Source organism: Methylorubrum zatmanii, assembly GCF_014845115.1.
In the GTDB taxonomy this organism is placed as follows: Bacteria; Pseudomonadota; Alphaproteobacteria; order Rhizobiales; family Beijerinckiaceae; genus Methylobacterium; species Methylobacterium zatmanii.
Genome location: NZ_NKUI01000142.1, coordinates 1 through 11418, shown reverse-complemented (window position 1 = coordinate 11418; position 11418 = coordinate 1). Strand labels below are relative to the sequence as shown.

General features: G+C 70.0%; 9 protein-coding genes and 1 pseudogene. 6 read left to right on the top strand and 4 right to left on the bottom strand.

Features of this window, described 5'->3' with window-relative positions; genetic code table 11:
- A partial coding sequence (locus MZTS_RS17305; RefSeq protein WP_192284771.1) for a glycosyltransferase family protein occupies positions 1 to 2944 on the bottom strand: 2944 nt, incomplete at its 3' end.
- Between the two features lie 799 nt (positions 2945 to 3743).
- Between MZTS_RS17305 and MZTS_RS17300 the strand changes: the two genes are divergently transcribed.
- Entirely contained in the window at positions 3744 to 4637 is an 894-nt protein-coding gene (locus MZTS_RS17300; RefSeq protein WP_192284770.1) for a class I SAM-dependent methyltransferase, read from the top strand.
- Between the two features lie 282 nt (positions 4638 to 4919).
- Here MZTS_RS17300 and MZTS_RS17295 read toward each other — a convergent pair whose 3' ends face one another.
- The 3 genes from MZTS_RS17295 to MZTS_RS17285 form a co-directional block, all read right to left on the bottom strand.
- The gene (locus tag MZTS_RS17295; protein ID WP_192284769.1) at positions 4920 to 5690 is read right to left on the bottom strand and encodes an anti-sigma factor family protein; all 771 of its coding nucleotides are present in this window, start codon (positions 5688 to 5690) and stop codon (positions 4920 to 4922) included.
- 85 nt (positions 5691 to 5775) lie between these two features.
- Positions 5776 to 6354, bottom strand: coding sequence for a sigma-70 family RNA polymerase sigma factor (locus tag MZTS_RS17290; protein WP_009866839.1), 579 nt, complete (start codon positions 6352 to 6354; stop codon positions 5776 to 5778).
- A 368-nt stretch (positions 6355 to 6722) separates the two neighbouring features.
- Positions 6723 to 8033: a L,D-transpeptidase family protein gene (locus tag MZTS_RS17285; protein ID WP_192284768.1), complete on the bottom strand. Its 1311-nt coding sequence runs from the start codon at positions 8031 to 8033 to the stop codon at positions 6723 to 6725.
- A 289-nt stretch (positions 8034 to 8322) separates the two neighbouring features.
- On the opposite strand from MZTS_RS17285, the gene MZTS_RS17280 reads away from it, so the two are divergent.
- The 5 genes and pseudogenes from MZTS_RS17280 to MZTS_RS17260 form a co-directional block, all read left to right on the top strand.
- A complete protein-coding gene (locus MZTS_RS17280) occupies positions 8323 to 8721 on the top strand; it encodes a hypothetical protein (protein WP_192284767.1) in 399 nt (132 codons plus the stop codon).
- Between the two features lie 50 nt (positions 8722 to 8771).
- A pseudogene (locus MZTS_RS17275) lies at positions 8772 to 9760 on the top strand (DUF1775 domain-containing protein).
- Positions 9761 to 9863: 103 nt separating this feature from the next.
- The gene (locus MZTS_RS17270) at positions 9864 to 10397 is read left to right on the top strand and encodes a copper chaperone PCu(A)C (RefSeq protein WP_192284766.1); all 534 of its coding nucleotides are present in this window, start codon (positions 9864 to 9866) and stop codon (positions 10395 to 10397) included.
- Positions 10387 to 11022 (top strand): SCO family protein, encoded by a 636-nt coding sequence (locus tag MZTS_RS17265; protein WP_192284765.1) that lies wholly within the window; start codon positions 10387 to 10389, stop codon positions 11020 to 11022. Before MZTS_RS17270 ends, MZTS_RS17265 begins: the two co-directional genes overlap by 11 nt.
- A 111-nt stretch (positions 11023 to 11133) precedes the next feature.
- Positions 11134 to 11418: hypothetical protein (locus MZTS_RS17260; RefSeq protein WP_343068785.1), on the top strand; the 285-nt coding region annotated here is incomplete at its 3' end.

The following is an 11418-nucleotide window of genomic DNA, read 5'->3' as shown; positions in this document are numbered from 1 at the left end:
CGAGGTCGGGCTCGAAGCGGTCGAGCAGAGCCTCGAATTCCGGGCGCATGTTCGGGTTGAACGGGCGCCAGTCCATGTTCCGCTCGCGGGGGGTGGCGATGCGGAAGACGGGGATGCCGCGATAGGCGTCGATGCGGGTCTGGTAGGGCGGCTCGACATCGATGTCGGAGGCCGCCACCGCGAGGTCGAACCGGTCGGCGGCGTGGTCGAGGATATGGTCGATGTTGTCGCGCACGACCCGGGTGGCGCCTCCCACCGTCTGGGGCGGGAAATAGACGTTCACCACGAGGATGCGCGCCTTCCCGTCCCGGCGGGCGCCGGAGCGGATGACCGCGGCCGGGAGCGGCGCCTGCCCCGCCTCCGACGACAGGTCGGCCCAGGCCTCGGCGGACGATGTCCGGGCATCGAGCGCCCGGCCGGTCAGGGGCAGCGGCGGAGGGGCCAGCACGCCCTTGAGGACATCGACCGCCGCATCGAGCCCGTAGGCCGTCAGCGCCTTCTCCCGCGCCTGCCGGCCGATCGTCCGGCGCAATTCGGGATCGGTGATCAGCGCCGAGAGCGCCTTCGTCCAGTCCTGCACCGTCTCGGCCAGCAGGGCGTCCTGCCGGTCGGTGAGGATCTCGCGATAGGTGCGGGTCGCGCTGACGACCGAGGGGATGCCGCACATGGCGGCCTCCAGCCACTTGATCTCGCTCTTGGCATCCGCGAAGGGCCCGGGCGAGAGGACGGCGAGGTTGATGTCGGCGCCGGACAGGGCCTCCCAATAGGCCGACACGTCGTCGGTGAAGCCGAGCTGCCGCACCCGGTGCGCATACGGACTGAACCCGTCGCCGAGGCGCAGATAGCCTGCGATCACCAGCCGGATCTGCGGGTGGCGCGCCATCATGGCGAGGAGGGCGGGGGCGGCGAGATCGTTGAAATCCTGGTTATGCGCCCGCGTCCCCGATCCGTAGAAGATCGTCAGGGAGGTGTCCGAGAAGGGCTGGCGGGCCCGCTTCAGGAACGGGAGGTTGCGCGCGTCGAGGCTGTTGCGCAGGACGTGGCACACGCCCGAGCGGACGAGCGGACGCATCCGCTCGGCGAGCGCCGGCGTGGAGGCGAGACCGGTCTCGCAGGCGCGCATGGCGTAGCGGAACAGCGGCACGCCGTATTGCAGGTCGACATATTGCTTCGCGGTGATCTGCCCCTCGAAGCTCTCCAGCGGATCCGGGAACACGCTCGCATCGAAGACCATGTCGTCGATCTCGTAGATCGTCGGCAGGCCGAGGGCGCGGGCGTAGAGGATTGCGTGCAGCACGCCGGGGAAGGCCGCCACGCGGTAGAAGATCGCCGCCGAGGCCCGGTCGAGGGCCGGCCGGCAATAGGCTGCCTCGTCCTGCTTGAAGACCTCCACCGTCCAGCCGCCATGCTCGAGCTGCTGGATCTTCTGGACGACGCGGTAATGGTCGCATTGCGGCAGGTCGCGGTTGGCGACGATGACGATATGCCCGTTGGCCGGTGCCGGAAGCGGCGCCGGCAACGGATCGACCGCGTCGATCAGGCCGGTGATCTCGTCGAGGCAGGCGGTGAGGCGCTCGTCCCCCTCGCTCCGGCGGCCGGCGGCGTAGGAGGCCCGCGCCTCCTCGCTGGCCAGGGCGAAGACCGCCTCAATGGTGCGGTGCGCCGCAGCGCGCCAATGCGGATTGGCATGCCATTCCCGAGCCGAGCGCCGGACCCGGTCGAGGGCCTCGGCCACGCCGTTCGGCTGGGCGAGCAGGCCGTCGATGGCGTGGATGTGGCTCCATGCCACCGCGCCCGGCCTGTCCGCCGCCTGGGCGAAGGCGCGCGTCGCGTCCTTGGTGCGGCTGAGCATGCGCAGCGCGTCGCCGAGGCGATGATGGATGCGGCCGGATGCGAGGCCGGCCTTGAGCGCCCGGTCGAAGGCCTCCTTGGCGGCGACGCCGTGTCCCTGGCCGAGATAGTACTCACCGATCCGCTCGAGGAGCTGGGGCGAGCAGGCCTGCCGCACCGCTTCGAACTCCCAGAGATGGAAGCCAATGTCCAGGAAGTGCCGCAGGGCGTTCAGCCGCCCCTGCGGCGGCGGAGCGACGCCTTCGGGCAGCAGCGACCGGTAGGTCGCCTCGTCGAAGGTGTCGGGGAAGCGCTCGTCCCCGAGGAGACGGCCCAGGGCCGCGGCTTCGGAGCCCGGCTCGCCCCTGCCGATGCCCCTGCCGAGCCAGTGGCGGTACAGCTCGGCATCGCTGGTGCCGGCGGGAGCGTTCGGGTTGTTCGAGCGGTAGAAGCTGGGGTCGAAGCGCAGGCGCAGGGAGATCGGCGCGAGACGATCGACCCCCGCCGTCAGGAAGGCCATCAATCCTTCCATCCGCGAGACGGGCGGACGCGGCAGCCAAGCCTCGTTCAGCAGTACGAATTCATGCAGCACGAACTGGTCGAGCCACGCCCCCGGCAGAACCCGCGCGGCGGCCAGGAGATGCGCGAAGCTTTCGGCGGGAGGCGCGGCGGAGCGCCGGCCCGCCTCGGCCTCGCGGGCCACCATGCGCTCGTATTCCAGCTCGTAGGCCGACAGCTCGGCCCGGTAGGCGCGCCCCTCCCAGCGGCCGAAGCGCAAATAATGCTCGGCGAGCTCCCAGGGTTCGGCCATGCCGGCGAGGTCTTCGTAGAGCGCCCGGTAATGCTCGGCGATGAAGTCCTTGGGCAGGCGACCGCCTTCCCCCTCCAGCGCCGCGACCAGCGCGTCGGCGCTCGGAAAGCGGCCCTCGCCCTTGCCGTGTTTGAGATAATGCTGCCTGAGAACCTTGCGGTCATCCCCCAGGACGGCGAGATCGGGGTAGTATCGAAGGTAGAAGTCCGGATCGAAGCTCCCGCCCTCGCCCGGAACGCCGCCGGACGCCCGCAGGCCCGGTTGGCGCGGACTCTTCTTGAACCCGACCCGGCTCGAGAGCATTTGCAAGCTGCGCTTGAACAATGTCAGCAACCTCGCGTGCGAATTGAGCGGAGACCCTCGAAACGATCTCCGGCGAATGATGCGTCTCAGCCCGAACCCCCGCGCCCGGGCGAGACATCGATCAGGCCCTTCGCAAGAAAGAATGCCGTCTTTCCACGAATGACCGGGCTCGGCCGGAGCGGCGATGCAGAAACGAAGAGCAGGCTATCCAAGATTGAACCCGCAGCCTGTGCGTCGATGATCCGAGACCGTTCACTGGGAACGGCATCGAATACGTCAGGACTTTTCACCCCCTTCGCATGACGTCGGCGCCGGATTGCCAAGCCTCCCAATCCCGCCCCTCGCCGCGCTGCAACAAGCGAAGCAGTAGCCTCAGGGCCGGGAGCGGGCAATCCTCACCTGACGATCTGCGCCCGAGCCGCGCCTCTTCCGGAAGCGCTCCCCTCCCCCCGAGCTCTCGGGCGCGCAGATAGAACCGGGCTCCCCGCCCAGGGAGCGCAGGCGCGCCTGCGCCGCCTTACGTCCCAGTCAAGTAACCCGTCGAGATGGCGGATTTTGGCCTCGACCGGGTGCCGCGAAAGCCCGCTGCATCCGATCTGGCCTGACGTGTCAGGCATCGTCCCGCGGGCCGTCGGCACCGGGCGCCAAGGCCCCTTGTCATGGCTGAATAGTCTTTTCAAAATCTCGGGCTGCGGGTCGGCGGCGATCGGTGGTCGAGCCTGCGCAACCGATTGCGCTCGGGTCGGGGAGGCGGGTAAGGGCAGAATATCCTTCGGCCCAGCGGTGAGGCGTCCGCGGCATGCATTCCGGTTCCCTGTCGCTGGACACGTTCCTCGCGCGCCGCTCCGCCGACCGGCGCCTCGCCCGGCTCACTCACGACATCCCCCTGCCCGAGGCGCGGGGGATCGAGTTCGGGCCCGCGAACAACCCGACGGCCCTGCCCGCGGGCCTCAGCGTCGCCTATGTCGATCACGCCATCGAGGCCCAGGCCGGCCTGCCCGGAGCCGCACCGATCGATTGCGCCTGGACGGGAACCGGGTCGCTCGCGGAGACGCTCGGACGCGACGGCCTGGATTTCGCCATCGCCGCACAGGTCGCGCAATACGTGCCCAACCTGCTCGGCTGGTTTCGCGGCATTCACGCGGTCCTGCGGCCGGGCGGCGTGCTCAACCTGTCCCTGCCCGACCGGCGCTTCATGTTCGATGCCGGCCGGAACGTCAGCGACATCGCCGAGCTGATCGAGGCGGATCTGCTCGGCTATACCCGCCCGAGCCCGCGCCAGATCATCGCCCACACCTATCAGGCACGGGCGGTCGAGCCCGGGAAGGTCTGGGCCGGCGAGGACCCGGCAGGAGCGCCACGGCTCTGCGGCGACGCCGCCCTGGCCCTGGCCCACGCGCAGGCCCGCGACGCCCTCGCTTCGGGCGCCTACGCGGATTGCCATTGCTGGGTGTTCACGCCCTTCTCGTTCCTCGATGTGATCGAGGAGGCATCGCGGCTCGGCCTGTTCCCGTTCGTGCTGAACCGGATCGCGGCGACGGAGCCCGGCGGCTTCGAGTTCTACGTGTCGATGCGGCGCGATGGCGAGACCGATCCGCAGGCACTCCTCGGCCTGCAGGGGGGCGCGGTCGCCCATCTGCGCGAGATCCTGGAGCGCCAGCGCCGGACGGCTCAGCTTTTGGCCACGCCGTAACCGGCGGGCCTCCGCCCAGCAATCTCACGCTCATCCAGAGGTGACGCGTCGGCGACCTCGAAGGAGGGCTCCGCTTCGCTCCGGCACTCCGGATGAGGCAATACGCTGGAATGATACGGTTTCCGCTCGATTCAAGCGGTCACCGTATCACTCAGCCCGAGCGAAGCCCGGATCCGCCATCCCGAAGGGGTCGACGGGGGCTCCGTGTCTCTCACAAACCTCCCGCTGCGCCGTCGTGCCCAGGGAGATCCGGCGCGGGCATGGGAGTTTTGTGAGGCACTCTTACTCCCGTGCCGCGGCGAGGCGGGCGGCGGCGCTGTGCAGGGCCGGCTCGTCCCGGGAGCCGCTCAGGGCGTAGGCGGTGCTGCCGTTGCGCCAATAGGCGGTCGTGCCGTCGCTGGAACGCGCCACGGGCTCGGCGCCCTCGGCGGGAGGCGTCCCGTTGCTGCGCTTGGCGAAGAGGGCGAGTTCACCCATCTCGGCCGATTGAATCGACACCTCGATCCCGGTCCCGTTCCGGCTCGGGAAGATCTGCACGTCCCGGACGATCCAGCCCTGCGGCAGCGGCGGCAGGGTGACCCCCGTGGCCGCCCTGAGATCGGCGGGATCGTAGGCGGACGCCACGGGCTGGGTGGTCGCGCGGGCCCGGATCTGCACGGTCTTGCGCGCCTCTTGCGCCTCCTCGGCGAGGGAAGCGTCGATCGGCGAGGCGAAGGAACCGGGCACGCCGAGGGTACCGGTCTCGGTATGGGCGAGCCAGCCCGCCCCCACGAGCACCACCACGGCCGCCGCCCGCCGCAGGCGGGAGCGGACCCGCTGCCACGCGAAGGCCCGGTCGATCCGCCGCGCGTCGGAGCGAAGCCGCTCGGGGCCCGGCCCCGGCAGCGGCAGGAACGCCTCGCGCAAGGCGTCGCGATCACGCAGGTCGGCCATCACCTGGAGCGCATCCTCCGGATTGCGCGCCAGATGCGCCTCGACCTCGACGCGGCGCATCGGGTCGAGCTCGCCATCGACATACGCGATCAGATCGGCTTCCGTGACCGGATCGACCATCACCCCGCTCCGATTGCCCTTCATGCTCACCGCCCCAGCCTCATCGCTTCCCGGTGTTGCTTTCCTTAACGGTTAGCCCGGTCCATCAATTCCCGCCGACGACCCGCAGATGCGGACGCCCACGGTCGGAGCCGTCGTCGGAGGAGCCGGCGGTGGCTTTGCCCTTGCGGCTTCCTTCCTCGAAGGCGCGCAGGGCGGCTCGGCCGCGACCGAGCCGCGACATCAGGGTGCCGATCGGGATTCCGAGCACGGCCGCCGCGTCGGCATAGGCCATGCCCTCGAGGGTCACGAGGTGGAGCGCGGCGCGCTGCTCTTCCGGCAGGCTCTCGAAGGCCTTCCGGATCTGCATCAGCCGCACCTGCCCTTCCTGGGCGGGCAGGGCCACCTCCTCGGAGAGCTGCACCAGCACGTCGGCGTGACGCGCCTCGACCCGTTTGCGGCGCTGCTCGTCAATGAAGACGTTGTGCAGCACCGTCATCATCCAGGTGCGCAGGTTGGTATCGGGCCGGAGGCTCGCACGCGATTCGAGCGCGCGGACCATGGTATCGTGGACGAGGTCGTCCGCTTTGAGCGAATCCCGCGTCAGCGACCGGGCGTAGCGCCGCAAGGGCACCAGCAGGTCGACGATCTCGGAGCGTTTCGAGCGCGTTCTATCGAGCACCATAAACCGTCAACGTCCGGTCGGCGGCTTTAATCCGCCCAATCCGCCCGCTCGCAAAAAAATCGCGAAAATTTTTCGGGCGACGCTTCTCAGGCCTGTACGGTCCGCCCGGCGCAGGGAGGAATGCTGTCCCCGGACGGATACGATTGAATACGGTATTCAGAGATCCGACAAGACAAAACCCCGGCCGGATCTGAGATCCGGCCGGGGTTTTCACGTCGTTCCCCTGTCGCTGCGCCAGCCCGGTGGAGCCGGCGGAAGCGGTCTCATCCCAAATCCGGTTGATCCCTTCGGGATGGCGGATCCGGGCTTCGCTCAGGCGCCGCGCAGGCTTGCTGAGACGGGACCGCTCCGATCAAGCGCATCCCGTCTCAGTTCTCCTCGTCGCCCGGCTCGAACACCTCCGGCCGGGTCGAGGCGGCGCTGGCCACCGGTGTCGGCGCCTCGATGGTCGAGGGCACGTTCACGCCGTCACGCTTGTAGATGTCGTCGCGGAACTGCACCGTGCCGTCCGGGGTCGCCCAGGCGGTGATGTAGGTCCAGTAGACCGGCACCGGCTGGCTCAGGGTCGCGTCGATGCGCTGGCCGCTCTCCACCGCCTGCTCGACATGGGCGCGATCCCAGCCGGGCGTGTCCTTCAGGAGCCACGTGATGTATTCGCGCACGTTCTGCACGCGCACGCAGCCGGAGGAGATGAAGCGGAAGTCGTCGCCGAACACGCCACGGCTGTTGGTGTCGTGCATGAACACGCCGTAGGGATTCGGAATGTTGATGCGCACGACGCCCATCGAGTTGAAGTCGGCGCCCGAATCCTGGCGATAGGTGTAGCGGGTGCCCTCGTCCGAGAACCAGTTCACAGATTTCGGCGAGATCTCCTGCCCCCCCGAAAGGATGCGGATCTTGTTATCCGTGAGGTAGTTCGGGTCCTTCTGCATCTTCGGGATCAGGTCCTTCTTCACGATCGAAGCCGGGACCGTCCAAGTCGGGTTGAAATTGATCTGCGTCGCCTTGGTGTTCATGATCGGCGATTGGCGGTCGATCTTGCCGACGCCGGCAGCGTGGAGCGTCACGACCTGACCGTTCTCCACCGTCTGCACCAGGGCGGCGGGGATGTTGGTGATCACGAAGCGCCGGCCGAGATCGCCCGAGTAGGAGCGCAGGCGGATCACGTTGGTTTCGAGCTGGCGCAGGCGGATATCGGCCGAGACGTTCATCGCCGCCTGGGTCGCCGGGCTCATCTGGCCGGTCTGGGACAGGCCGTGGCGGGCCTGGAAGCGCTTCACGCCGGCCGCGACATAGGAATCGTAGACGCCGGAGCTGCCGGCATTCGCGTCGAGGTCACCCGTCACGATCAGGCGCTGGCGCAGGGCCGCCACCGCCGGGCCGCGGGAGCCGACCCGCAGGCCGGCCGCGCCGGAGACCGGCTGCCAGCCGCCGCGGGCGACGATGGCGCGATACTTCTCGACCATGGCCTCGGTGGCCGCCACGGTCTCGGGCGAGAGGATCGGCGTCGAGGAGCGGTGCACCTGCATCGTGGTGGGCGAGGAGTAATCCTGCGCCCACTCGGCCTGGGCGAAGCCGGCATCGCGCGCGAGCGCCGAACCGGAGAGAAGCGTCGCCGCCGTCAGGGCGGCGGCGAGGGGACGGGCGAGGGGGCGGGTGGCGCGCGCGGTCTGCAGCATCGATCCGGGGCTCTGGATGGAAGGTGCGGTCGGTGGACTTGGCCGGAAACCACGGTGCGAAACCAAGTTTCGGCCAAGTCCTCGTGCCGCGGTTGTTGCGGTCTCGTGGTTAAGAAGCCATGCCGTTCCGGGCCATATTGTGGCGCCCGGGTGTGGCGGCGCACGCCTCGCTCGCGGAGACCGGACGGTCTGGGCCTCAGGGAGCCGGCGGGTGCGGTGGCATGGCGCCCCTCAGGCTCCTCGGGCGCCCTATCGAAGCGATGCGAACGGGCGTAAGGCTCGCCCCGCCATGCCGACCACACGCCGCGACCGGGACAAGGGAGCGCCGCGCCTCGCCCGCGCGCTCACATCCGTCATCGCGCTCTACGCGCTGGTGCTTCAGGCCCTGCTCGGCGGCATCGCGGCCCTGCCCGTCGCGGATGCACCGGCCTTCCTGTGCGCCCAGATCGGGGTTCAGGCCGGGGGCGAGACCGCCTCCCCGGACCGGCATCCGGCTCCGGATCCTCACTACGCCGGCTGCTGCACCGCCGCGAGCCATGCCCCGGTCGCCGCGCCCCCGCCTCCCTCCGCGAGCGGGCCGGCATGGCCCGAGGCCGCCGCCCACGCGACCTGGCTCGCGCCGCAGCGCCGAATCGCCCGCCCGCCTGCCTTCACTTTGGCCCATGCCAGGGCCCCTCCGGCCGCCTGACGCGCCCGCTCCTCCAGCGATCCCCGCTCTCAGACACCGGATATTCCCAGATGCGTTTTCCCGTTTCCCGCGCCCTCTCCCGCGCTGCCCTGCCGCTCGTCCTGATCGGCCCCGCTGTCATCGGCACCGCCGCGGCCCATGCCGTGCTGGAGCGCAAGGAGGCCTCGCCCAACGCGTCCTATCGCGGCGTCGTCCAGATCATGCATGGCTGCGACGGCCGGCCGACCACCCGCGTCAGCGTCACCATCCCCGAGGGCGTGACCGGCGCCAAGCCGATGCCGAAGCCCGGTTGGGAGATCGCCACGGTCAAATCCGCCTATGCCCGCAGCTACCCGTCCTTCCACGGGCAGGTCTCGGAGGGCGTGACCCGGATCACCTGGAGCGGCGGCAGCCTGCCCGACGATCAGGTCGATGAGTTCACCTTCTTCGCCCGCGTCTCCGACAGCTTCGCGCCGGGCGCCACGATCTACTTCCCCGTCGAGCAGGATTGCAGCGAGGGCGGTTACCGCTGGAGCGAGATCCCGGCCGAGGGCCAGGACGCGAAGGCGCTGAAGGCCCCGGCCCCGGCGGTGCGGATCGTCGCCGCCAAGGCGGCGGCACAGGCTCCCGCCGCCCCCGCCGCCAAGGCCGGAGCGATCGCCATCGAAGGGCCCTGGCTGCGGGCGACGCCGGGGGCGCGACCGTCGCCGGCGGCTACGTCACCCTGCGCAACACCGGCACGGAGCCCGACCGGCTGACCGGCGCCGCGATCCGCCAAGCCGGTCGCGGCGAAATCCACTCGATGACGACGGAGGGCGGGGTGATGAAGATGGCACCCGTCGAGGGCGGCCTCGCCATCGCGCCGGGGACGAGCGTGGCGCTCAAGCCCGGCGGCCTCCATCTGATGTTCCTCGACCTGAAGGAGGGACTGAAGGCGGGCGACACCGTGTCAGGCAGCCTGACCTTCGAGCGGGCCGGCACGGTGCCGGTGACCTTCACCGTCGCGCCGATCGGCGCGCAGGCCCCCGCCTCCGAGGCCGGCGGCCACCAGCATCACTGACGGGGCCCGCCCCGCGCCAGGGACCGCCGCCTTCGCGGCGGTCTGCCTCCCGCTTCCAGGGCAATCAGCCCGTTTCCTCTCCTCTCCGACCGGAGACACGACCATGCGTCATCGCGCTTTCACGACCGCCGGCCTCCTGCTCGCCCTCGGCCTCGCCGCCCTGGGCCCGGCCGAGGCCCATGACTACACCGCCGGCCCGCTCAAGATCGGCCATCCCTGGTCGCGGGCCACGCCCGGCGGCGCCAAGGTCGCGGGGGGGTACCTCACGGTCACGAATACCGGCACGGAGCCCGACCGGCTGACCGGCGGCTCGCTCGAGGCCGCCGGGCGGGGGGAGCTGCACACGATGTCGATGGAGGGCCATGTGATGAAGATGGCGCCCCTCCCCAACGGGCTGGAGATCGCCCCCGGCAAGACGGTCACGCTCGCTCCCAGCGGCAACCACCTGATGTTTCTGGAGCTGAAGACGCCGCTGAAGCAGGGCGAGCGGGTGAAGGGAACGCTGACCTTCGAGCGGGCCGGCACCGTCCCGGTGGAATTCGCCGTCGAGAGCCTCGCCGCCAAGGCGCCGGCCGGCGGGGGCGCGAGCCAGGATCATTCCGGACACGATCACACGAGCCACGACCATGGCCACTGAACCCCGGCCGGCCTCCCCCGCCCCGCAGCGGGGGAGCACCCTGATCCTGATCGCCTTCGCCCTGGCCCTGATCGGCATCGTCGGGGCGACGGTCGCCTTCCTGCCACGGGGAGACAGGCCGGCCGCCCTGTCGGTGGTCGGCGGGCCGTTCCGGCTCGCATCCTCGAAGGGCGGCGTGGTCGATGCGCAGGCGCTGAAGGGCAAGCCCTTCCTCGTCTTCTTCGGCTTCACCCAATGCCCGAATGTCTGCCCGACGACGCTCGCCGATCTCGGCACCCTGCTGGACGAGTTCGGGGCGCAGGGCGGCGATCTCCAGGCCTATTACATCACCCTCGACCCCGAACGGGACACGCCCGAGGTGATGCGCGAATACATGGCCTCGTTCACCGACCGGATCACCGGGTTGACCGGCACGCCGCAGGAGATCGAGCGGGTGGCGCGGGACTACCGCGCCTTCGTGAAGAAGGTGCCGCTGCCGGGGGGCGACTACACCCTGGAACACACGCTGATGGTCTACATGATGGACCGCAACGGCGGCTTCGCCGGGCCGCTCGACCTCAATGCCGGCCATCCCCTCGCCTTGGAACAGCTTCGAAAACTGGTGTCCGGCGGCCGGACCACCTGATACGGGATCCGCTTGATCACGAATGCGTTGACGCCCGCTCAAGCTTGGCCATAGGTGACCGGCATGCGTGGGTGCTTGCCGGGATGGTCCGCTTGCCGCGCGGTCATCGCCGTGGCCGTGCTCTACGCGTTCGCCCTGCAGGCCATCCTCGGCACCGCCTCCCTCGCCGGAAGTCTGGGCCGGGAGGCGAGCCTGGTCCACGTTCTCTGCGCCCCCGAGACGGGCGAGGCCGACGGCCCGTCCAAATCGCATCCGGGACATGGCCATCTGCCCTGCTGCCAGGCGGCGCAGATCCTCGCGAGCCTGGACGCGCCGCAACCCGTCAGCACCGCCGTCGCATGGCCGTCGACGCGGGTTCTGCGGGTCGCGTGGCGGCCCGAGATCACGGCACTGCCC